The 22,031-nt window shown below is 71.1% G+C and carries 20 protein-coding genes and 1 pseudogene; 10 read left to right on the top strand and 11 right to left on the bottom strand.

The window, feature by feature from the left end; translation table 11 throughout:
• Nucleotides 1-89 precede the first annotated feature (89 nt).
• Genes ACWED2_RS43225 through ACWED2_RS43215 form a run of 3 tightly spaced genes read right to left on the bottom strand, consistent with a single transcriptional unit; the run spans nucleotide 90 to nucleotide 3,783 of the window.
• Nucleotides 90-2,309 carry a xanthine dehydrogenase family protein molybdopterin-binding subunit gene (locus ACWED2_RS43225; protein ID WP_449696316.1) on the bottom strand — a complete coding sequence of 740 codons (2,220 nt, stop codon included), beginning with the start codon at nucleotides 2,307-2,309 and terminating at the stop codon, nucleotides 90-92.
• Entirely contained in the window at nucleotides 2,306-3,301 is a 996-nt protein-coding gene (locus ACWED2_RS43220; RefSeq protein ID WP_449696315.1) for an FAD binding domain-containing protein, read from the bottom strand. Before ACWED2_RS43220 ends, ACWED2_RS43225 begins: the two co-directional genes overlap by 4 nt.
• Nucleotides 3,298-3,783 (bottom strand): 2Fe-2S iron-sulfur cluster-binding protein, encoded by a 486-nt coding sequence (locus tag ACWED2_RS43215; RefSeq protein WP_449696314.1) that lies wholly within the window; start codon nucleotides 3,781-3,783, stop codon nucleotides 3,298-3,300. Before ACWED2_RS43215 ends, ACWED2_RS43220 begins: the two co-directional genes overlap by 4 nt.
• Before the next feature lie 103 nt (nucleotides 3,784-3,886).
• Here ACWED2_RS43215 and ACWED2_RS43210 point away from each other — a divergent pair, with 103 nt between their 5' ends.
• The 4 genes from ACWED2_RS43210 (at nucleotide 3,887) to ACWED2_RS43195 (ending at nucleotide 7,138) form a co-directional block, all read left to right on the top strand.
• The gene (locus ACWED2_RS43210) at nucleotides 3,887-4,531 is read left to right on the top strand and encodes a TetR family transcriptional regulator (protein ID WP_449696313.1); all 645 of its coding nucleotides are present in this window, start codon (nucleotides 3,887-3,889) and stop codon (nucleotides 4,529-4,531) included.
• Between the two features lie 104 nt (nucleotides 4,532-4,635).
• Entirely contained in the window at nucleotides 4,636-5,634 is a 999-nt protein-coding gene (locus ACWED2_RS43205; RefSeq protein ID WP_449696312.1) for an ABC transporter substrate-binding protein, read from the top strand.
• Nucleotides 5,631-6,389 carry an ABC transporter ATP-binding protein gene (locus ACWED2_RS43200; RefSeq protein WP_449696311.1) on the top strand — a complete coding sequence of 253 codons (759 nt, stop codon included), beginning with the start codon at nucleotides 5,631-5,633 and terminating at the stop codon, nucleotides 6,387-6,389. Before ACWED2_RS43205 ends, ACWED2_RS43200 begins: the two co-directional genes overlap by 4 nt.
• On the top strand, nucleotides 6,386-7,138 hold the full coding sequence (locus ACWED2_RS43195; protein ID WP_449696310.1) for an ABC transporter permease: 753 nt from the start codon (nucleotides 6,386-6,388) through the stop codon (nucleotides 7,136-7,138). Before ACWED2_RS43200 ends, ACWED2_RS43195 begins: the two co-directional genes overlap by 4 nt.
• A 24-nt stretch (nucleotides 7,139-7,162) precedes the next feature.
• Here ACWED2_RS43195 and ACWED2_RS43190 read toward each other — a convergent pair whose 3' ends face one another.
• Together ACWED2_RS43190 and ACWED2_RS43185 are read right to left on the bottom strand one after the other, a co-directional pair.
• Nucleotides 7,163-10,048: a hypothetical protein gene (locus ACWED2_RS43190; protein WP_449696309.1), complete on the bottom strand. Its 2,886-nt coding sequence runs from the start codon at nucleotides 10,046-10,048 to the stop codon at nucleotides 7,163-7,165.
• A 68-nt stretch (nucleotides 10,049-10,116) separates the two neighbouring features.
• A complete protein-coding gene (locus ACWED2_RS43185; RefSeq protein ID WP_449696308.1) occupies nucleotides 10,117-11,217 on the bottom strand; it encodes a hypothetical protein in 1,101 nt (366 codons plus the stop codon).
• Nucleotides 11,218-11,384: 167 nt separating this feature from the next.
• Here ACWED2_RS43185 and ACWED2_RS43180 point away from each other — a divergent pair, with 167 nt between their 5' ends.
• The 4 genes from ACWED2_RS43180 to ACWED2_RS43165 all read left to right on the top strand — a co-directional run bounded on the left by ACWED2_RS43180 (nucleotide 11,385) and on the right by ACWED2_RS43165 (nucleotide 14,735).
• A complete protein-coding gene (locus tag ACWED2_RS43180) occupies nucleotides 11,385-12,191 on the top strand; it encodes a hypothetical protein (RefSeq protein WP_449696307.1) in 807 nt (268 codons plus the stop codon).
• Nucleotides 12,192-12,387: 196 nt separating this feature from the next.
• A complete protein-coding gene (locus ACWED2_RS43175; RefSeq protein ID WP_449696306.1) occupies nucleotides 12,388-12,966 on the top strand; it encodes a TetR/AcrR family transcriptional regulator in 579 nt (192 codons plus the stop codon).
• An 87-nt stretch (nucleotides 12,967-13,053) separates the two neighbouring features.
• Complete coding sequence (locus ACWED2_RS43170) at nucleotides 13,054-14,268, top strand: acyl-CoA dehydrogenase family protein (protein WP_449696305.1); 1,215 nt, start codon at nucleotides 13,054-13,056, stop codon at nucleotides 14,266-14,268.
• A gap of 2 nt (nucleotides 14,269-14,270) precedes the next feature.
• Nucleotides 14,271-14,735, top strand: coding sequence for a flavin reductase family protein (locus tag ACWED2_RS43165; protein ID WP_449696304.1), 465 nt, complete (start codon nucleotides 14,271-14,273; stop codon nucleotides 14,733-14,735).
• Between the two features lie 28 nt (nucleotides 14,736-14,763).
• Here the strand turns inward: ACWED2_RS43165 and ACWED2_RS43160 are convergent, their stop codons facing one another.
• From ACWED2_RS43160 to ACWED2_RS43135, 6 genes are all read right to left on the bottom strand, one after another.
• On the bottom strand, nucleotides 14,764-15,546 hold the full coding sequence (locus ACWED2_RS43160; protein WP_449696303.1) for a creatininase family protein: 783 nt from the start codon (nucleotides 15,544-15,546) through the stop codon (nucleotides 14,764-14,766).
• A gap of 11 nt (nucleotides 15,547-15,557) precedes the next feature.
• The gene (locus ACWED2_RS43155) at nucleotides 15,558-16,892 is read right to left on the bottom strand and encodes an FAD-binding oxidoreductase (protein WP_449696302.1); all 1,335 of its coding nucleotides are present in this window, start codon (nucleotides 16,890-16,892) and stop codon (nucleotides 15,558-15,560) included.
• Nucleotides 16,893-16,903: 11 nt separating this feature from the next.
• On the bottom strand, nucleotides 16,904-18,094 hold the full coding sequence (locus ACWED2_RS43150; RefSeq protein ID WP_449696301.1) for an ABC transporter substrate-binding protein: 1,191 nt from the start codon (nucleotides 18,092-18,094) through the stop codon (nucleotides 16,904-16,906).
• 74 nt (nucleotides 18,095-18,168) lie between these two features.
• Nucleotides 18,169-19,020, bottom strand: coding sequence for an ABC transporter permease (locus ACWED2_RS43145; protein WP_449696300.1), 852 nt, complete (start codon nucleotides 19,018-19,020; stop codon nucleotides 18,169-18,171).
• Nucleotides 19,020-19,787: an ABC transporter ATP-binding protein gene (locus tag ACWED2_RS43140; protein ID WP_449696299.1), complete on the bottom strand. Its 768-nt coding sequence runs from the start codon at nucleotides 19,785-19,787 to the stop codon at nucleotides 19,020-19,022. Before ACWED2_RS43140 ends, ACWED2_RS43145 begins: the two co-directional genes overlap by 1 nt.
• Before the next feature lie 11 nt (nucleotides 19,788-19,798).
• Complete coding sequence (locus ACWED2_RS43135) at nucleotides 19,799-21,052, bottom strand: amidohydrolase family protein (RefSeq protein ID WP_449696298.1); 1,254 nt, start codon at nucleotides 21,050-21,052, stop codon at nucleotides 19,799-19,801.
• A gap of 149 nt (nucleotides 21,053-21,201) precedes the next feature.
• Here ACWED2_RS43135 and ACWED2_RS43130 point away from each other — a divergent pair, with 149 nt between their 5' ends.
• Together ACWED2_RS43130 and ACWED2_RS43125 are read left to right on the top strand one after the other, a co-directional pair.
• Nucleotides 21,202-21,807: a helix-turn-helix domain-containing protein gene (locus ACWED2_RS43130; protein ID WP_449696297.1), complete on the top strand. Its 606-nt coding sequence runs from the start codon at nucleotides 21,202-21,204 to the stop codon at nucleotides 21,805-21,807.
• Nucleotides 21,804-22,031, top strand: a pseudogene (locus ACWED2_RS43125) (hypothetical protein); the annotation flags it as partial. The gene ACWED2_RS43130 and the pseudogene ACWED2_RS43125, both read left to right, overlap by 4 nt.

Here is a 22,031-nt window from a genome sequence, read left to right as displayed (position 1 = left end):
GGGGAGCCGGGCGGTCACCCCGATCCGGTCGAGGTGACCGCCCGGCGTGCGTCAGTACCCGCGCCCCGGCCGGGAAAGCTTCGTTCCGCTCACAGCAGCTTGTCGAGGGTGATGGGAAGGTCGTAGACCCGCTTGCCGGTCGCGTGGTGGACCGCGTTCGCGATCGCTCCCGCGACGCCGGTGATGCCCACTTCGCCCACGCCGATCAGGCCGAGCGGCATCGTCGGGTCCGGGTCGTCGAGGTAGCTGACGTCGATCGGCGGGATGTCGGCGTGCACCGGGACGTGGTACTCGGCGAGGCTCGGGTTCATGATCCGGCCCGTGCGCGGGTCGACCAGGGTCTCCTCGGCCAGTGCCATGCCGATGCCCATCACGATCCCGCCGCGCAGCTGGCTCGACGCGGTCTTCGCGTTGATCACCCGGCCGACGTCGAACACCCCGACCCAGCGCGACACGCGCACCTCGCCGGTGTCCCGATCGACGCGCACCTCGCAGAACTGGGCTCCGCAGGCGGCCTTCATCCAGCGCCGCTGGTCGCGGACGAACTTCGCCATGAACTTCAGCTGCCCGGCCACCCGGCCGAACCGGGTGTCGGAGCCGATGGCGGCTTCGATCGACGGCACGCCGGCCTTGGCCAGGATCGCCGCCGGGCTCATCCCGATCGAACCCGAGCGTTTCGCCAGTGCGTCCAGTTCTTTCTTCAGCTTCTCGCACGCGGCCAGCAGGCTGTTGGCGATACTCGCCGTCTGCATGGACCCGCCGGCCCCGGGGCTCACCGGCAGCGTGGAGTCGCCGTACTCGACCCGGACCGCTTCGAACGGCACGCCGAGTGCGTCGGCGGCGATCTGCGCCTGTGCCGTCGCGCCGCCCATGCCCATTTCGTGGAAGCCGCACCGCACGAGGACGGTGCCGTCGACCGAAAGCCGGACCGTGACGCTGGCGGCGAACTGCCAGGCCGGGTGGTACGCCGACGCGACGCCCATCCCGACCAGCCACCGCCCGTCGCGCATCGAGCCCGGTTCCGGTGTCCGGTCGGCCCAGCCGAACCGCTCGGCGCCCTGCGCATAGGCCTCGCGCAGCATCCGGTGCGCGAACTTCTTGCCGTCGATGGGGTTGACCGCCGGTTCGTTGCGCATGCGCAGCTCGATCGGGTCGACGCCGACCCGGTAGGCGAGCTCGTCGATCGAGGCCTCCAGCGCGTAGGTCCCGATCGACTCGCCGGGCGCGCGCATCGAGGTGTTCGAGATCAGGTCCAGCTCCACCAGGTTCTGCTGCACCAGGATGTTTTCGGCGGCGTAGAGGTGCCTCGACTGCGACGTCACCTGCTCGGGCCCGCCGCCGACCCGCCCCGTGCGCGTCACACTGGTGTGGATGAGCGCGGTCAGCCTGCCGTCGGTACCGGCGCCGAGCGCGACCCGCTGCGTGGACGGCGTGCGGCCGCCGACCGTGCGGTAGACGCCTTCGCGGGTGAGCATCAGCCGGACCGGCCGGCCGGTGGCGCGGGCCGCCAGCGCGGCGAGGATCGTGCCGGGCCAGACCATGCCCTTGCCGCCGAAGCCGCCGCCGACGAAGGGGGCGATCACCCGCACGTTCGCCGCCGGGACACCGAACCGCAGGGCCAGGTGGGTGCGGACCCAGTCGATGTTCTGCGTGCCGTCGTGGACGGTCAGCCGGTCGCCGTCCCAGGCCGCGGTGGTCGCGTGCGGCTCGATCGCGTTGTGGTGGTGCGTCGGCGTGGTGAACCGCAGATCGAGCGACACCGGTGCCGCGGCGAGCGCGGCCTCGGCGTCACCCTTCTTCGCGCCGCCGGACATGATCATGGTGCTCTTCTGCGGCTGGGCGTTCTTCTCCTCGGCGGCGAAGTCCACAGTGGACGGAAAGGTCTCGTAGGTCACGGTGACCAGCCCGGCGGCTTCGCGAGCCGCCTCGAGGGTGTCGGCGACGACGACCGCCACCGGCTGGCCGTCCCAGTGCACCTCGTCGGTGTTGAGGTAGTCGACCGAAGTGCCGGAGACCAGGGTGGCGAGGTTGAGCGGGCTCACCTTCGGGGCCGGCTTCAGCGGGGGAGCGTTCAGGTGGGTGAGCACCGCGACGACGCCGGGGACGGCCGCCGCGGCCTCGGTTGCGATCGCGGTGATCCGGCCGCGGCTGACGGTGGAGTGCACCAGGGCCGCGTGCGCCAGGTCGGGGACGGGGTATTCGGCCGAGAAGCGGGCGGCACCGGTGGTCTTGGCCGTGCCGTCGACCCGGTCGATCGGCTTGCCGATGACGGGGCCGGCGGTCTCCGTCGCGGGCAGGGTCCTGGTCATGCCGCACTCCCGTCGGTGTGCAGACGGCGCAGCGTCGCGACGATCGTGCGCTGCGCCAGCTCGATCTTGAAGGTGTTGTCCGGCCGGCCCGCCGCGGGGGCGAGCTCGGCCGCGGCCGCCCGGCGGAAGGACTCTTCGGTCGCCGGTGCGCCGAGCAGGATCCGCTCGGCCTCGTGGGCCCGCCACGGTTTCGCGGAGACGCCGCCCAGCGCCAGGCGGACGTCGGTCACGACGCCGTCTTCGGTCTCCAGCGCGGCCGCGACGGAGACGAGCGCGAAGGCGTAGGACGCGCGGTCGCGCACCTTGCGGTAGCGGGAGTGCGCGGCCACCGGCAACGCGGGCAGCTCGACGGCGGTGATCAGCTCGTCCGCGGCCAGTGCGGTCTCGACCTGCGGAGTGCTGCCGGGCAGGAGGTGCAGCTCGGTCAGCGGGAGGCGGCGGACACCGCGCGTGCTCTCCACTTCGACCACTGCGTCGAGCGCGGCCAGCGCGACGGCCATGTCGGAGGGGTGGGTGGCGATGCAGTGGTCGCTGACCCCGAGGACGCCGGCGTTCCGGGCGAACCCGCCGATCGCGGCGCAGCCGCTGCCCGGGGCGCGCTTGTTGCACGCCGCCGCGCCGTCGTAGAAGTACAGGCACCGGGTCCGCTGCAGCAGGTTGCCGCCGACGGTGGCCATGTTCCGCAGCTGCGCCGAAGCCCCGTTGAGGATGGCCTGGGCGAGCACCGGGTAGCGGGTCCGGACCAGGGGATCGGCCGCCAGCCTGTTGTTGCGGACGAGCGCGCCGATGCGCAGGCCGCCGCCGGGCAGCTCCTCGATCCCGGTCAACGGCAACCGGGTGATGTCGACCACCACGTCGGGCTGCTCGATGTCCTCCCGCATCAGGTCGACGAGGTTCGTCCCGCCGCCGAGGAACTTCGCGTTCGGCTCGGTGGCGATCGCGCGGACCGCGGTCTCGACGTCGGGAGCGCTCAGGTAGGTGAACGACCTCATCTCGCGACCTCCTGGATGGCGTGGACGATCCCGTTGTAGGCGCCGCAGCGGCACAGGTTGCCGCTCATGCGCTCCCGGATCTCCGCGTCCGTCAGTTCGGCGGGGCCGGCGAGGTGTTCGGTGACCGCGCTCGGCGCGCCGTCCTTGTGCTCGGCCAGCATCCCGATGGCCGAGCAGATCTGGCCGGAGGTGCAGTAGCCGCACTGGAAGCCGTCGTTGCGGACGAAAGCCCGCTGCAGCGGGTCGTCGACGCCCTCGATGGTGGTGATTTCGCGGCCGGTGTACTGCACGGCCAGCGCGAGGCAGGAGTTGATCCGCACGCCGTCGGCGAGCACCGTGCACGCCCCGCAGGCCCCCTGGTCGCAGCCCTTCTTCGTGCCGGTCAGCCCCAGCCGCTCGCGCAGCGCGTCGAGCAGGCTGACCTGTGGTGGGAGATCGAGCAGCTCGTCGACCCCGTTGACCCGCAATCGCACCTCGACCACATGGACCCCTTCGCTCGTGGCAATGCCCCGCCAAGCTAACAGAACGCTGTACTCTTAACAAGAGAACGTTGTTCTTTTAAGTGGACCGTATGATGGCTGAGAAATGTCTCAGTCGATGTTCATGCGGGCCAGGCGGCCGGAGCAGAAGGAGCAGCGGCGCGCGGCCATCCTCGCGGCGGCCCGTGAGCTGGCCCTCGAATCCGGCGTGCGCAACGTGACCTTGGGCAGCGTGGCCACGGCCGTGGGGCTGGCCAAGTCCAACGTCGTCCGCTACTTCGGCACCCGCGAGGAGATCTACCTCGAGCTGGCGTCCGTGTGCTGGCGCGACTGGGTGGACGAGGCCACTCGCCGGCTGGCAGCCGGGGACGACGTCGTCGACGTACTGGCCGAGACGCTTGCCGAACGGACGCTGTTCTGCGACCTGGTCGGCCACACCGCGACGTCGCTGGAGCACAACGTCTCGGTCCCGGCCGCCCGCGACTTCAAGCGAGTGGTGCTGGGCGCCGTCACCGAACTCGGTGCGGCGGTGGCCCGGGCGCACCCGGACCTGACCGAGGGCGAAGGGTTCGAGCTGGTCGCGGCGGCCAGCGGCCTGGCCGGGATGCTCTACCCGGCCGCGAACCCGCCGCCGACGCTGCGCGAGGTCTACGCCCAGAACCCGGACCTCGCCGCGGCCTGCGTGCCGCTCGCCCCGACGCTGAAGCGTGCGCTCGCCGCGTTGGCCGCCGGGTTGCCGTCCCTGCGCTGAGGACCGGGCGACGGCGGCCGGTGCCCCGAGTAGCGGTTGTCCGTGGTCGCCGAGGCGGTCGAAGCTACTGGAACGAGACCATCACGTTCGTCGGGGAGGGCGTCATGAGGCGTGGTCTGGTTGCCTTGCTCGCGGTCACCCTGCTCGCCACGGCGTGCGGCGGCGCCGGCGACACCCCTGCCACCGGCCGGGACAAAGTCGGCTACCTGACCTCGTTCGGCACCTTCGGCCGTGACGCCTACGCCTACGTGGCTCAGGAGAAAGGCTACTTCGCCGAAGCCGGGCTCGATGTCACGATCACCCCGGGCAGTGGCACGGTGGACGTGCTCAAGCTGGTCGCCGGGGGCCGGGCGGACGTCGGCACGGCGGACTTCACCGCCACCGCGATCACGGTGGCGAAGGAGAAGCTGCCGGTGACCGCCGTCGCGGCGGTGCACCAGCGGTCCCTCGCCGCGATCATCTCGCTCGAGGGCACCGGCATCGCCAAGCCGGCGGACCTGGCCGGGAAGAAGATCGCCGATCAGGCCGGCTCGACCAACCAGGTGATGTTCCCCGTCTACGCCAAGGCCGCCGGCCTCGACCCGGCCTCGGTGCGGTTCGTGCCGGCCGCTCCACCCGCCCTCCCGCAACTGCTGGCGTCCGGGCAGGTGGACGGGATCGGGCAGTTCGTCGTCGGCCGGCCGCTCATCGAAGCGGCGGCGCCCGGCAGGAAAGCGGTGGTGCTGCCCTACGGCGACCTGGTGCCCGATCTGTACGGCAACGTGGTCGTCACGTCGAAGGAGCTCGCCGCCAGGAATCCCGAGCTGGTGCGGCGGTTCACCGCGGCGCTGCTCAAGGGTCTCGGCTACGCGATCGAGCACGCGGACGAACTCGGCGCGATCCTCAAGAAGTACCAGCCGGCCCAGGACGCGGGGGTCGCGGCCGCCGAGATCGGGCTGATGGCACCCTTTGCCCGCCCGGCCGGCTTCACCGGCCCGCTCGGCCAGGTCGCCGAGGCCCGCGTGCGGAAGATCCTCGGCACCCTCACCGACGCCGGTGCCATCCCGGCCGGCGCGCTCACCCCCGCCGACCTCGTCTCCTTCGGGCTGGTGCCCCGGCCGTGATCGTCCTGGACGGAGTGGCGCAGGTCTTCGACGGCCGGGCCGGGCCGGTCCGGGCGCTCGCCGGAATCGACTTCGAGGTGGGCGAGAACGAATTCGTCGCCGTCATCGGCCGGTCCGGGTGCGGCAAGTCGACGTTGCTGCGGCTCATCGCCGGGCTGCTGCCACCGACCGCAGGGCGGATTCTCGTCGGCGGCGAGCCGGTGCGCGGCCCGCGTCGCGACGTCTCGTTCATGTTCCAGCGCCCCGCGCTGCTGCCGTGGCGGTCGGTGCTGTCGAACGTCATGCTGCCGATCGAGATCTTCGGCTTGGAGCGGAAGCCCCACCGGGACCGGGCGCACGAGCTGCTGGAGCTGGTCGGCTTGCGCGGTTTCGAGAACCGGCTGCCCCATGAGCTTTCCGGGGGGATGCAGCAGCGGGTTTCGCTGTGCCGATCGCTGATCCAAACCCCGTCGGTCATGCTCATGGACGAACCGTTCTCCGCGCTGGACACCTTGACCCGTGCGGAACTCGGCGCGGAACTGCAGCGCATCCAGCTGGTGCAGCCCAGGACGGTCGTGTTCGTGACGCATTCGATCGAGGAGGCCGTCGTGCTCGCCGACCGGGTGGCGGTGCTCACCCCGCGGCCGGGCCGGCTCCGCACGACCGTGGACCTCGCCGTCCCCCGGCCGCGCGTGCCCGGGCGGCCCGACGTCGACCAGGCGGGTCGCCGGCTGCGCGACCTGCTCACCGAACCGGTCGACGGGGGAGCTGCATGAGGGGGCGCGCGCTGCCCGTCGTCGGTGTGCTGCTGCTCGTCGGCCTCTGGTGGCTGGCGACGATCGTCTTCTCGATCGAGCGGTTCCTCGTCCCCAGCCCGGCCGACGTGGTCGCGTCGTTCCTCGAGCTGCCGGGATACCTGCTGGAACAAAGCCTGGTCACCCTGGCCGAGACCGTCGAGGGCTTCTTGCTGTCCATTGTGGTCGGTGTGCCGCTCGCGGTGCTGATCGTCCGGTTCCCGCTCCTGGAGCGGACGTTCTACCCGATCCTGCTCGCGGTGAACGCGGTGCCCAAGATCGCGATCGCCCCGATCCTGGTGGTGTGGTTCGGCTTCGGCCAGGGCCCGAAGGTGGTCCTGGTCGTGCTGGTGTGCGTCTTCCCCGTGGTCATCTCGACCGTGTCCGGGATGAAGTCCACGCCGCACGAGCTGGTCGAGCTGTTCCGCTCGTGGGATTCCTCCCGGCGTCAGGAGTTCTTCAAGCTGCGGTTCCGCCACGCCCTCCCGCAGATCTTCGTCGGGCTCAAGGTGGCGATCTCCCTGTCGGTCATCGGCGCGGTGATCGCGGAGTTCGTCGGCGCCGGCGCCGGGCTCGGTTTCGTCATCGTGCAGTCCGGCGCCAGTGCCGACACGTCGCTGGCCTTCGCCGCGATGACCCTGCTGGCGATCATGAGCATCGCGTTGTTCTACGGACTGGCTTACCTCGAGCGGAAGCTGTTGCCGTGGGCCGAGGAGCACCGGAGAACCTGAGTTCAGCCGAATGTTCGTGTGCGCTCAGGGGTGGTGTTCCCAGGGGTCCGAGGTGGAGCCGTCCGGTTCCAGCCCGAACTCGGTGAGCCGGCGCCACGAAGGGAGATGCCGGAGGTGTTGCGCGAACTCGAGCAATGCGTCCGGCGAGCCTCCGTCGGCGCACTCCCGGGCGATGCGCTCTGCTGTCCTGCGGTCGCCCTGGTTCCATCGCTTGCGGGCCAGCCGGCCGAGGGGGCGGAACGAGCCGAGATCGGCCGCTCGCGCCGCGAGGTGCTCGTCGTCTTCGCCCGGCGATGAGAGCAGGGCTACCAGCCCGTCCGGGTGACCTGCCGCTGCTGCGGCGAGTGCCAGCCGCCGGGCCTCGCGGCGTTCGCCCTGCTCGACCAGCAAGGTGATCAGCGCGGCCAAGGCCCGCGTGCTGCCGGTGACCGGCACCAGGTCTTTCAGGTGGCCGGTGTCAACCGGTATTCCTTTGCCTTTCCGGAGCATGGCTATGCCGGAGAGCACCGTCAGATCTCCGGTGTCGGCCGCGAGGCGGGCCAGCCGTTCGGCTTCCCGGTGTCGGCCTGCTGTCTCGTGCCGGAGGGCCAGCGTCCGGAGCGCTTGGCGCCGGGCGTTGCCTTCGACCAACGACAAAACACGCTCGGCGCTGTCGTGATCTCCCTTGCCGTAGCGCAGGTCTATCAGCGTGGTTGCGGCGAGAGTTCCGCCGGCGGGGGCCGCGAGCCGGAGAGTTCGTTCGGCTTCGGTGGAATGTCCTCCGGATTCACACCGGGTGACCCATTCGCGTTGCGCCAGTTCGTCGCCGGCGTGGGCAGCCGAACGGAGAAGGTTTTCCGCGTCGAGTGTCTTGCCCGCTCGCTCTCGTGTTCGGGCGAGCTCGCTCAAGATCGACGGGTGCCCGGCCTCGACAGCCTGCCAAGCGAGCCGGGTCGCGCTGTCGTGCTCACCTCTGCGCTCTCGCTGCTGTACCAATCCGTTCAAGACGCGCGTACGGCCTGCGTCGGCGGCGCGATGCGCGAACCGCTCGGCCCCCTCCGTATCGCCGGACTCTTCGTGCCGGAGCGCCAGTTCTTCGAGAGCCTCGGAGTCGCCGGCGGCCACGGCACGCTCGAGCAGTGCGATGGCTTGATCGTGATCGCCCTTGCGGTGACGCAGCCGGGCCAGTGCCAGCAGGACTTGCGGGTGGTCATGGCCCGCGACGTCCCGAAGTGTTGCTTCCGCCTCGTCGTGGCGGTTGGCGCGTTCGTGCGCCTGGGCGAGTTCGACGAGCGCAGGGATGTTGCCGGCATCGGCGGCGTGCCGCACGAACCGGTCGGCGTCGGCGATGTGCCCCCGAGAACGACGCACCCGTGCCACTTCGATCACCGCGTCGTCATGGCCCATCTCGACAGCGAGCCGACAGAGCCGTTCCGCGGCTTCGTGGTCGCCCGCCGCTTCTCGGAGCTGGGCGAGCCGGCTGACCACAGTCGCGTCGTTCGTGGCAGCCGCACGCTCGGCCAAGACGTGTCCTGCCATGGGGTGATGCGCTCGTGTTCGCATTCTCTCCAGCGAGACAAGCGCCGGCCCGTAGCCTGCGGCGCTCGATCGGTCGAGCAGGATCGCGGCCAGCCGGAAGCGAAGCCGGTCGTCGGCGCTGTCCGCGAGGGCTGCCAGGTCGGCGGGACTGCGCGAATACCGCACGGCGGCGTCCCAGAACTCCGCTGGAGGCATGATCCTGTTCCGGGTGCGGCGACCGTATTGGTCGATGTAATCCGCCAGGCGATACGTGCGTGCAGTGGAATCGGGGGCGGGGGCGAGAAGCCTGCTCCTCGCGACGTGGGTCGCGGTCAGTTCGGTGAGTGCGTCGGCGAACCAGCCGGGATTCAGCGTGTGTTCGCGTCGCTCGCGTTCGTCGAGGTTGGCCAGCGCGGCATGCTCGAGCAACAGCGCAGGCAACCATTCGGAGTGGCCGAGGCGGCGGGCGTCCATGGCGGCGTGGATGACGGCACGCGCGGGCGTGGTCAGCCAGTCGTAGCGATCGACGAGGTCACGCGCACCCGCCAGTTCCTGGACGACCGCGCCGTCCTCGGCGCGCTCGGCGGCCTCCCGCAGCCGGTGGTCCGAGCTCGAGCGCGCGGCGGCCAGTTCGTCGGCGCCGAACCGGTCCGGCACGCGGAGCGTGTGACCTCGGATCAGGGCTCGTGCGGAGTCGTGGTGATCGACCGACCGTTGCGGCTTGCGCATGATTTCGTGGCGATAGGCGGGCCACAGCGTGCCGAGGACCAAGACGGGTGCGCGGCCGCGGTCGGCCAGCAGCCGCCTGAGCCTGTCGGCGATCGCCCGGGCGAGGCTGGGAGGCGGGTCGAGGAGGTAACGCTGGGCTTCGTTCAGCCAGACGACTGTCCTGGCACCGACCAGGGGCAGTTCCGCGAGGAACCGCTCTGGGGTGAGCGGGTTGAGCGAGGGCCACAGAAGCCACCCCGCGGTGGCGAGACTCGCCGTTTCGGGACCGTTGAGAGGTCGATGAAGGGCCTCGAAACACGCGCGAGTCTTACCCGATGTCGAGCCACTCACCAAGACGACGATTCGGGACTGGGCATCCGGCCCTCCCGCGCTGCGGGCAGCCGCATGGAGTTCGACGTCGTGCGCGCGCTCGATGTAGGCGGTCAGCGACTGTTGTTCCCCGCGAGGTTCGACGGCCGGATGGACTCCGAGCTCATCAGCCGTCAGCTCGGCGATGGGAGTGCCTACGGCAGAGGCTGTTTCGGCCGACGGTGTGAGGTGGTAGTGGATCCCGCCGCGGATGGTTCCGGCCTGCACCAATAGACCGGACACCTGTTCGGCGGACACCGCATTGCGCACTGCTGTGGGCGGAAGCGGCGTGCCGTGCTCCCCGTCGGGGTCGGGTACTGCATCGAGCTCCGTCATCACCTCTCCCGATGCATCGTGCCGACACGAGCCGAGCGGCGGGCTGCAACCACTCAGGCGAGCTTCGTTCAGGCGTATCGGGTCGGCCTGGGAAACGGGGCGGCCATCGCTGCGGCGAGGACCGCTTCGAAGTCGGGCGGTGGTGTCCATTGTGGAGGACCTGTGGCCGGAACGGGCTCGCCGCGCACGGCTTGGCACAGCGAGTATTGCGCGAAGGTGACGTAAAGGTCAGTATCCGGCCTTGGATCGCGCAGATGCTGCAGCGCGGCGCGGTACCGCTCGGCGAGTTCGGTGTCCCTGACGAGGTGGAGCAGCGGGTCGTCGCCGTCGGGGAGCCTCGCCTCACGTGTGAAGCTCGTCAGCCGGCGCAGCATGAAGGCCGCCACGGTTTCGGCGGTGCGCTGGTCGGTGATCTCCTGGACGTCGTCCGGGTCGTAGACGTCGATCGCGTGGACGTTGCCGTTCATGGCGGCGGCCCGGGGCACGAAGACGTCGCAGCGGACACCGAGTTCGTCCGCGATCACGGGCACGGCGTCGGCGGGTACTTCCCACACCGCCGCGACCTGCGCGCGCCGCCACCAGCGGTCGCGGGTCGGGTTCACCCGGTCGACGACCTTCCGGCGCTCGACCTCGACGCCGGGCAGGCGGCGCAGCCACTCCGCGATGGCCTGGGCGTCCACGTCGATCCGCTCGGCGCCCTGGACGGTCTCGTCGGTCGTGTGCAGTTCCAGTTCGACACCGGCGGGTTCGGCCAGCTTCACGTGTTCGATGACGGCGATCGACCGCAACGCACCGGTCCGCGTCGCCCCGGACAGCAGTTTGACCCGTACCCCTGTGCAGCTCCCTTCCGGGTTCAGCTCGGCCCACTGCGCCCCGGAACGCAGGCTCCACGGCATGACGATCGACAACACCAGACCGAGGGCGGCGAGGGCGCCGCCGAGCACCAGGGCGGTGTTCCACATCGTGGCCCAGCCGAAGAAGACGACGACCAAGGGCAGCACCACGACCACGAGCAGCGGGCCCGCCACCGCGAACGGGATGGCCAGGCTGCCGGCCCACGTCTTGGCCAGCAGGCGCGGGACGCTCGGCACGAACACCAGCCGCACCGTTCCGGCCGACCTCGTCACCACCGGGCGCAACTCCTCGGGAACCGCTGAGGAAACGTCCACCGGCATCTCCCTCGCTCGAGGCCACGAGGCGCCAGGCTACCTCGATCGTTCCGCCCCGTGGCCGGATTCCGGATGCCGTAGGCAAACGGCCAGAGGGGCTGTCCGGTTAACTGAATCGTGACAGGACGGCGAGGGCGGGGGTAAAGCGAGCCACCGATGCTGGCCGCATGACCGAAGCCGAGGTACCTCCGAAGGCCGCCCAGCGAGCGAAAAGCTCGATGAGCCGTGAGCTGGTCGAGCTGGCGGCGTTGTTCATCGCCACCGGGGTGGCCGATCTGTTCGTCAGCGCGTTGTCCCACAACCGCGTCGGGCCGGTCTTGCTGTTCGCACTGGGCGGGCTCCTGGTCGTCACCGCCGCGGGGCGGCGGTGGTGGACCCGCCGTCCGCGGTCGAACCCGGCACGCGGCACCACCGGCGTGGACCCGCTGCGGGCCGGGGTGGCGTGGCGGGTGCGTGCCACGATGCGTGACGTGCCGGGGAGCCTGGCCGGGGTGACGGCCGCACTGGCGGCACACCGCTACGACATCGTTTCGCTGCAGGTGCTCGCGGTCCCGGGCGGTGTGGTGGACGAGTTCTTCGTCCGCACGCCGGCCGCTGTCACGGCCGCGGACATCGCCACGGTCACCGAACTGGGCGGCGGCCGGGACGTGCGGGTCGTACCGGCGGACGTGCACGAGTTCGTCGACCTGCCGACCCGCGTGCTGACCATCGCGGCCGCGCAGGAACCCGATCCGGGGCAGCTCCTGCCGGCGCTGCTGGGCGAGTGCGAGGTCGAACGGAAACCCGTCGGGCGTCGCGGGAAAGGGGCCGGTGAAGGCATCGACGGAACGGTGATGCGGCTGGTGGACATCGACGGTGACCTCCTGGTGACCAGGCCGCTGCTGCCGTTCACCCCGGCGGAGTTCGCCAGGGCCAAGGCTGTCCTGGCCCTCCTGCGCCGCCTCACCTCGCCACCCACCGCCACGCCCCCGTGAATCGCCGGCCTCGGCCGGACGCCGGGGCTTCGACGGTGCGAGGTCGCCCGCAGATCGTCCACCCGCGCCGGGCCTCCGTGACCAACGGCGCCAACCTGGCCGGGAACGACCCGGACCCTCCTGCTCGCGCGGCTTCGGGCCACACCGTGATTCACTGGTAACCGGAACGCCCCGTCCGGAACTGGAGACGAGTCACGTGCGCAACGATGCGAACCGGAACCGTGCCCGCATTCTGGACGCCGCGAGACAGCTGTACGCGGCCAAGGGACTCGACGTCACCATGCGCGCCGTCGCCCGGCGCGCCGGGCTCGGTGTGGCCACTCTCTACCGGCACTTCCCGGACCGGGAGGCGCTCGTCGCCGCGGCCTTCGAGCACGAGCTGGCCGACTGCGGCCGGCTGAGCGAGGAGGCACTCGCCGACCCCGATCCGTGGCGGGCCCTGCGCGGCGTGGTGGACCGTGTCGTCCGCGCCCCGATCGGCACCTGGGCGTTGCGTGCGGAGCCGCTGGACGAGGCCAAGGTGGGCGAAGCGCGGGCGCGGGCGATGGGCAACATCACCGAGCTGGTGCGCCGGGCGCAGGAGAGCGGGGACCTGCGGGCCGACTTCTCGCCCAGCGACCTGGCCCTGCTCGTGCAGGCCAGCGACAGCCTCACGGCGACGTCGCCCGCCGCGGCGCGCCGCCTGGTCGCCTACCTCCTGCAGTCGTTCTCCGCGCGCACCGCGCCGCTGCCGGCTCCCGGGCCGGTTTCGGTGCTGGGTGCCGACTTCCGCTGAACGTCATCCGAGACGCTTCCGCGGGGACGTTTCTCGCTTCTCCCGGATCAGCCGGACTCCTGCCGGTCCGCGGTTAGCGTTCTGTTCATGACGATCACTGCGCTTGAGCAAGAAGAACTGGTCAAGGCGCGCGCGGACGTTCTTGCCCGGGTACGTGGGCTGCGTGCCGAAATGAGCGGCAACGGCGTGCGCATCGACGCCGGGGGAACCGACGTGGCGGAGAACATGCGGTTGCTCGGCGAGGCGGGCGTGAACCGGCTCAGCGTGCCCGCCGAGTACGGCGGTTTGTGGACCGGCGGCCGGTGGAGCGGCTGGCGTGCCGTGACCGAGGTGCTGGTGGAGATTTCCGCCGCCGACGGTTCGACCGGCATGTGCTGGACCAACAACGGGCTGCACCCCCGCCGCCTGTTCACCGCCGAGCTGCCGCGCGAGACCAAGGAGCAGCTGGCCGACGAGCTGATCAACGACGGCAGGCGGCTGGTCTCCTCCAACTCCGAGGCCGGCGCCAAGGGGCCGGTGACCGGCCGGCGAGTGCCGGGCGGAGTCGTGGTCAGCGGCACGAAGACGTTCAACACCAACAGCGGCGGCGGGGGCCGGGATCTCCTCGTCGTCGGCTTCTCCCTGCTGGGGCCCGATGCGGACCTCGAGACGGCAACGAGGCACGAAGCGCTGGTCCGGCTGGACGCGCCGGGCGTGCGGCAGGCGCACGACTGGGACAACATGGGCCAGCGCGGCACCCACAGCCAGACGATCACCTACGAGGACGTGTTCGTCCCCGACGGGTGGCACTTCGCTTCGACACTGGCGGACCCGAACGCGTTCGGTGCGGGCATGCTGTTCCACGCGGCACTGATGCAGGGGATCGGAGAGGGTGCTTTCGAAGCCGCGATCGGCTACCTCCGGAGTCTGAACCGGGGGAGCATGCCGAGGTTCCCCACCGCGCTGGAGGACCCGCTGATGCACCGGCAACTCGGCGAGATGTCCAGCGAACTGGCCGCCGCCCGGGCGTACCTGCTGAGCGTGGCCGGATGGCTGGAGGAACCGGACGCCGATCCGCGGACGATCACGATCCACGGGTTCCGCTCGAAGGTCGCGAGCAACCGGGTGAGCCTGGACGTGTCCGGGCGGATCCACGACCTGACCGGCGCTCGCAGCACCGCCAACCGGTACCGGTTCGACCGGTTCTGGCGCAACGCCAGGACCTTCGCCACGCACGACTCGATCGACGCGAAGAACGCGCTCATCGGAGCGTACGAACTCTCGGGCGAGTTCCCGGACGTCCTCGACTACTTCAGGATCTGAAGGTGGATGCCACCGTGCTGCGTGCGGCTTTCGCGTGCTTCCCCACCGGCGTCACCGCCCTTGCCGGGCTGGCGTCCGGCAAGCCGGCGGGGATGGCGGTCAGCTCGTTCGCCTCGATTTCCCTGGAGCCGCCGTTGCTCGCCGCCTCGATCCAGCGCACCTCCACCACGTGGCCGATCCTCCGCGACGCCGCCGCGCTCGGCGTGAGCGTGCTGGCGGAGCACCACGGGGAAGTGGGGAGGCGGCTGTCGGCTCCCGGCGACCGGTTCGCGGGAGTGGACTGGACGACATCGGAATCGGGGGCGGTTTTCGTCCAGGGGGCGACCGCCTGGTTCGACTGCGCTGTGGACCGGGAGGTGCCGGCGGGTGATCACCTGATCGCCCTGCTGAGGGTGACGGCGGTCGAGTTCCGGCCGTCCGCCCGTCCGCTGGTGTTCCACGGCAGCGGCTTCCGGCAACTCCCTTGAACCGGTGCCGCTCTCCCGGCGTCCGGCATCACGACGGGGCCGCGTGCTCGAAGCGGGCGATCTCGGCCAGGGACTCGGCTGCCTGGTGCACGGACGCTTCCCAGAGCGCCTTGCCGTAGGCCGGGGTCGCCTGCGTGGGGTCGCCGACGACGCCGGGTGTGCCGAAGTCGTCCGACAGCCAGCCGAAGCTGACGGGGCGCCCGTTGAAGCCGATGTGTCGGAAATCCGCCAGGTGCTCGGGCACCCAGCGGTCGGCCCGCGAGAGGTCCACGAGGTCCGGGCGCAGGTGCAGGACGAGGGAGGTCTCCGCGGCGCCGCCGTGGATGCCGAGTTCCCGTTCGTCGAGCCCTTCGCCCGCGGGCGGGTCCGTGCGGGCCAGCGCGGGCATGAGGAAGGTCTTGAGCCGGAAGCGTTTGCGGATTTCCCGGAGCGCCACCTGCAGGAGCGCCACGTTTCCCCCGTGCCCGTTGACGAACACGAGGGTCCCGGCCCCCATGAGCTCCACCGCCCGCCCGATTTCGACGACCGTGCGGAGCAGGGTCTCGGCGTCGAGCCAGACCGTGCCGGGTGCCCAGCTGTGCTCGTCCGATTTCGTGTAGGCGAGCGTGGGGAGCTGCCAGACGTCGAGGCCCGCGGCGGCGCCGTGTTCGACGGCGGCGCCCGCCACCGCTTCGGCGACGAGGGCGTCGGTGCTGAGCGGAAGGTGCGGCCCGTGGTGCTCGATCGCGCCGGTCGGGAGGACGACGATCGAATCCCGGCCGATCCGGTCCGCGAGCGACGGGCCCGCGAGTTCGGCGATGGTGCGGTTCATCCGGCCTCCGTTCAGATCTTGGCCTGCGCGGGCAGGGCCACGGCGAGCTCGGGCACGCCGAGGTGGCCGGGGTTGAGCAGCCCGTCCGGGTCGGTGCGTTGCTTGAGCGCGAGGAGCTCTTCGACTCCGTGGTCGACGTAGAACTGGTGCGGGCTGTGGACGCGCACCCCGAGTTCGACGAGCTTCGCGTACCCCGCGTAGACGTCTTCGGCGCCCGTGTACTCCGCGACGAGCATCCCGATCGGGAAGCGATGTGCGGCCTCGATGTGCAGGATGCCGCCGGGGTACACGGCCTCGACCTCGTGGATGCGGTCGATCAGCGCCTCGCCGCCGACCTCGACGTGGAAGTAGTCCTTGCCGGGGCTGTTCTTCTTGAGCCACCAGATGGGGTGGTTGTAGGAGAGCATCGAAACCTTGATCGTCTGCTGAACCCCTTCGCGGACGTCTTCGACCGAGCCCCCAGCGCTTGCGATGAGCGACGACGCCGCGTCGAGCGCCGTCACGTCGACGATCGCGCGGAGGTTCGCGCGCCCGGCGGGGATCGCCGGGTCCGCGGGGAGCCGTTCCGCGATGGCGGCCCGGTCCGCGCTCACCAGCCGGGGCAGCGGCTCGATCGAGCGCAGTGTCCGGACCGCCCCGAGTGCCTCCTCGAAGGTGGGGAAGCTCGCGTAGACGGCCCGCCAGTCCTGGGCCGGCTCGAGCCGCACGGTCGCGCGGGCGATCACCCCCGCGGTGCCGTAGGTGTGCACGAAGGTCCGTGCGTCGTCGCCCTCGACGTGGACGAGGGCCGGCTCGGCGCCCGGGAGGGCGACGTCGAGCGCGACGACGAAGCCTTCCCAGTTCGTGCCGTGCGCGATCGACCCCGTGCCGCCCGAGCCGCCGGAGAGGAAGCCGCCCAGGGTGGACTGCGCGGTCGACGGGTACATCCAGAGCTGCTGGCCGCTCGCGTCCGCTGCGCGTTCCAGGAGTGCCAGGGAGGCGCCGGCTTCGGCCGTGATGACGCCGTCGCCCACTTCGACCACGGCGCGGGCGCGCGTCGTGTCGAGGACCAGGCCGCCGTGCAGCGGGATGCCCTGCCCGTAGTTGCCCGTGCCCTTGCCGCGAGCGGTGACCGGAACGCGGTGGCGGCTCGCGGCGGCCACGACCACCGCGATCTCCTCCGCGTTCGCCGGGTAGGCCACCAGGTCGGCGAGGCCGAGCGGGAGCTGCTCGGAGAGGATCGGGCTCATCGTGGCCTCGTCGACCGAGGCGCGCTCGCGGGTCTTGAGGTCGGTGCTCACGCCGCGCTCGCCGAGCAGTTCGACGAGCTCGGCACGCAGCGCCTCGATGGTCTCGGTGCTGGTCATGGCGCTCCTGTTCACCAGCCGAGGCTGATCTTCGGGTCGAGGAACTGGTTCGTGACGAGGTCGCCCGCGACGAGGCCGTCCTTGACGTGCCCGCCCGACTTCCCGAAGATCGGCGCCGCCAGCTTGATGAGGTCCGTGACACGCTTTTCGTCCATCGCGCCGACGTGGCCGGTGCCGGCGTCGGTCGCGATCTTGAGGTCCTTCATCTGCGCGACGGCGGCCTTGCCCACCTCGGCGTCATAGGTCCAGCCGTTGTTGTACGCCTGCACCAGCTTGACGATGAGGTCGTTCGTCGCCTCCGGGTTCTTCAGGAAGTCGACGTCCGCCTGCTGCATGACGGGCACGAGCTTCTTGAGGCACGGCGAAAGCGAAGCGAGGTCGCCGGTGCGGACGGACATCGTCTCGGGGTACGGGGACCAGCCGATGTCCGCGATGAGCTGGAACTTGAGCGGCTTGCCCCACGCGGCGACTTCGTTCTGGTAGACGTACGGTTCGGCGGTCGCGAAGCCCTGCTGCGCGTCCTTCCCCTTGGCGGTCACGAACTTCGCCGGGGCGCCGTCGTAGCTCCCGTCGATGACGCCGGCGGGCAGGAAGCCCGCTCCGGTGAGGTAGGACATGTAGGCGGCGCCGTTGAAGTACCGGACGACGCCACCGTTCGCCTGGAGCTTGGTGCCGAGGTCCTTGATCGTGGTGACGTCCGGATAGGTCTTCGGGTCCCACATGATCATCATCGGCGACTTGTCGTTCTCGGCGAACACGGACGTGGTCGGCAGGTCCCCGGAGAACTGGATGGCCTCGTCGGTGGAGACGTAGCCGAGGGTGATCGACTTGTCCTGTTTCAGCTGCGCCGAGACGGTCGAGTAGCCGATCGCCGGCCCGCCGGCGCGGACTTCGAGCTTGACGCCGGTCGGCTTTCCGTTGGCGTACAGGTCGCCCGTCACGGACTTCTTGCTCGCGTCGATCGAGGGGTTCGGGCCGAGCAGCTGGTACAGGTGCCCGTGGTCGGCCTCGGGGTTCCAGTCGGTCTGGACGACGACCGTCGACGGGCAGGCGCCGGCGAGGTCGACGGCGGGTCCGGTCGCGGCGGGCGCCGGGGCCGGTCCGCCGGCGTCGGCCGAGCCGCTCCCGCCACAGGCCGTGAGGGCGGTGGCGAGGGTGACGACGGACAGGGTGATGGCGGCGGTACGGGGTCGGGTGCGCATGGGGCTTTCCAATTCGGGGAGGGCAGGGGAGGGGAGGGCAGGGGAGGGGAGGCAGGGGGACGGGACGGAGCGGGTCAGGAGAAGTCGAACCAGCGGCCGACGGCGAGCCGGCCGATGAGCCCGAAGGCGAGGAAGACGGCGATGCCGTAGAGGGAGGCGATGATGATCGTCGCGTAGAGCTCGGGCCCCATCAGGCGGGACGCGGTGACCTGGATGAGGACGCCGAGGCCGGGGTCGCCGCGCTGGAAGAACTGGTCGCCGACGATCGCGCCGATCACGGACAGGCCCGCCGAGGTGCGGAGGCCGACGAAGATCGAGGGGAGCGCGGCCGGGATCTGCAGCTTGACGAGCCGGGTCAGCCGGCCGGCCCCTTGGAGGGCGAAGAGCTCGCGTTGCGCCCGGTCCGTGGAGTGCAGGCCGAAGAGCGTGTTCGACACCATCGGGAACAGCGCGATCATGACGGTGACGATCACGCGGGAAAGGAAGGCGTAGCCGAACAGTGCCCCGATGAGCGGCACGAGCGCGAGGATCGGCACGCACTGGAGCACGACCGCGTACGGGTACAGGGCCTTTTCGAGGCCCTTGGCCTGGGCCATGACGGTGGCCCACAGGATCCCGAGGACGATGGCGGCGGCGAGCCCGACGAGCGAGACGACCGTCGTGCGGCCGAGCGCGGCCCACAGCTCCGCGTTGAATCCGGTCGGAGCGCCGCTGGGCCGCGTGTCGTGGACGATCGCCTTCAGCACGAGGTGCGGGTAGGGCACGAGGTAGGGCAGCTCGACCGTCCGGTCGTAGTACGCCGCCACCGCGTACCACAGTCCGACGAAGACACCGAAGGCCACGACGGGCTGCCGCCACGACGGCCGGCGCCGGGCCGTGCGTGCCGCGGTCGCGCGGCGGACCGCCGTTTCCTGGAGGGTGGCCATCAGCTGTGCCCCTTCCTGAGTGCGTGCGAGACGTCGCCGACGAGCTCGGCGAACTCGGCGGTGAAGCGGATGTCGGGATCGCGGGGCATCGGGAACGGCACGTCGAACCGCGCGACGATGGAGCCCGGCCGGCCGGACATGACGACGACCTTGGTGGAGAGGTAGACGGCCTCGGACACCGAGTGCGTGACGAACAGCCCCGCGAAGCGCTGCTCGGTGAACAGCCGCAGGAGCTCGTCGTTGAGGCGTTCGCGGGTGATCTCGTCGAGCGCGCCGAACGGCTCGTCGAACAGGAACAGCTCGGGGTCGAGGGTGAGCGAGCGCGCGAGGGAGACGCGCATCTTCATGCCGCCCGAAAGCTGTTTCGGGAGGTGCTTCTCGAAGCCCGTGAGGCCGACGAGGCCGATCGCGGCGGCCGCCTTCGCTTCCCGGTCCGCCTTGGTCATCCGGTGGAGTTCGGCGAGGAGCTCGACGTTGCCCTGGACCGAGCGCCAGGGAAGGAGCGTCGCGTCCTGGAAGACGTAGCCGATGCGGCTCGCGCTCACGTCGGCCGCTCCGCCCGAAGCCGATTCGAGGCCCGACGCGATGCGCAGGAGCGTGGACTTGCCGCATCCGCTGGGGCCGACGATCGAGACGAATTCGCCGCGGTCCACGGTCAGCTCGACCCCGCCGAGCGCCGCGGTGCCGTCGGGGAAGACGAGGTCGACGTCGCGGAAGTCCAGCAGGGTCGAGCGCAGGGCGGGCTCGGCCGCGGTCGTGGTGGACATGGGAATTCCCTTCAGCAGGCGGGGGCGGACAGGGCCGGGAGTTCGCGCCGGGTCTCGGTGATCGCGACGACGCGGCCCCGGTGGATGACGACGCGGTCGGCGGGCGCGGTGGCGATCGCGTCGACGAGGTTCACCGCCCCGATGGCGAGGAAGTCGGCCTGGGCGCCGACCGACGGTCCCGCGGGCGGCAGCCCCAAGACGGAGCGGGCTCCCGTGCTCACGAGCTCGTAGGCCTCCTCGGGGGAAAGGTGGCCCGCGGTCACGAGGAGCGACGCGGTTTCGAGGGCGTCGCCGCGGCCCACCGGGTTGAAGGGATCGCGCACGTTGTCCGCCCCGGCACCGAGCCGGACGCCCGCGTCGAGGAGCTCGCGCACCGGCGCGAGACCGCGCGGCGTCGCGACGGGGTGCTCCCAGCCCTGGAGGTAGAGGTTCGTGCTCGGCAGGGTGACGATGCCGAGGTCCGCGGCCTTGACGTCGGCGATGATCGCGTCCCGGCGCGCGGCTTCCAGGGTGCCGAGCCGCACGCAGTGGCCTGCCGTGCGCGGGCGGTCGCCCGGCCAGCCGCGCACCGCACGGGCGTAGGCGTCGAGGGTGACGGGGCCGAACAGGTTCTCGTCGGCGTGGAGGTCGGCGCCGATCCCGCGCCGCTGCGCGATCGCGAGCAGCCGCGCGAGGTCCGCCGCGGGATCGGGCGCCAGGTGCGGAGCGCCGCCGACGAGGTCGACGCCGGCGTCCAGGACCGCTTCCACGTGGTGGTCGGGGCAGTGCGGCCCGGCGAGCGCCACGAGCTGGATGTCCACCAGGCCGGCGAGTTCCGCCCGGACCTGCACGAGGGCACGGGCTCCGCGGGTCACGGCTTCGACGTCCGCGAGCCCGTCTCCGAGAACGTCCACATGGGACCGGATCGCGGTGGTGCCCGCGGCGAGCATCACGAGGGCCTGTGCCCGGGCGCGCTCGGCGATCGACTCGACGCTCATGCCCGTCGCGTGGAACCGCCAGGCGTCGATCGCGGCGCCGAGGTCGCCGAGCTTCGGGTTGATGGCGTCGAAACTCCCGGCCTTGTCCAGATGTGCGTGCGGCTCGGCCGGTGCCGGGAGCAGCAGCCTGCCGTCCAGGTCGAGCGCCGGGCCGGGACCGGGCCCGGTTCCGCCCGCAGGGGCGATGCCGGTGACCACGCCCGAAGCGAACGAGAGGTCCACGACGCGCCCGTCGGGCAGCTTCGCGTTGCGCACCGCGGCAAGCGGGCGGGGCAGCGAGTTCGCCATGTGCTTCTCCGGTCTCGGGTGTTGCGGAACCGCGGGGATGCTGTAAATGTTGACCCCATCAACATCGCTGACCGTACGGAGTCGAGATTTCCGATGTGTAAATCCCGGTGTTCTTTGTGTTGCCCCGGCAACCGGGCGGGGTGGTCGCCGTGAAGGAAGCCGACGCCGCGCACTCTCGCGTCGTCGACGAGCAGGCCGAACAGGTCGGCGCGCGCATCCGCGAGCTGCGCCGGTCCCGTGGCCTCACGCTGGTCCAGCTGGCGGGCCGAACCGGGCTTTCGCACCCGTTCCTCAGCCAGCTGGAGCGCGGGCACACGCGGCCGAGCATGGTTTCGCTCGACCGCATCGCCAAGGCCCTCGGCACGACCCAGGTCGAGCTGATCGCCGCCGGCGGCCCCGGTCTGGCGGACGCCGAGCACGGGCGACCCGACGTGCTGCGGGCCGGCGAGGGCGCCCGCAACCAGTTCCCGAGCGGCGAGGTCAGGCTGCTCACCCGGGGCAGGCGGGCGTTCGATCCGATCGAGTGGACCGGCACCAGCGCCGAGTTCGGGGACTACTTCCGCCACCCCGAGGACGAGTTCGTCTACGTCGTGAGCGGAGCGCTCCTGCTGGACCTCGAGCAGGACGGGACGGTCCGGCTCGAAGCGGGCGACTCCGTCTACTACCCGGGCGGGACGGCACATCGCTGGTGCTCGCCCGACGGATCGCGGTTCCACCTCGTCGTGGTGAAACAGAAGCCCCAGGAGAACGCATGATCGACCTCGTCGTGCTCGCGAAGACCCCCGCCGCGGACGGCGTCGTGGTCGTGGACCTCGCGGCCGCCGGCGGTGGCCGGCTGCCCGCGTGGCGGCCCGGAGCGCACATCGGCCTGGTGCTCCCGACGGGGGGGGGTGTCCCTATGTGGTTGTCAAGCCGCTGCGGGGGCTGGGGTGGGTTCGGGGTGTCGGTAGTGGGTGCCGTTGCGGAGCATCGCGTAGAG

This window comes from Amycolatopsis sp. NPDC005003, from assembly GCF_053600695.1.
Note: the sequence above shows the minus strand (reverse complement) of the source record. Positions and strands in the feature narration are given on the sequence as shown.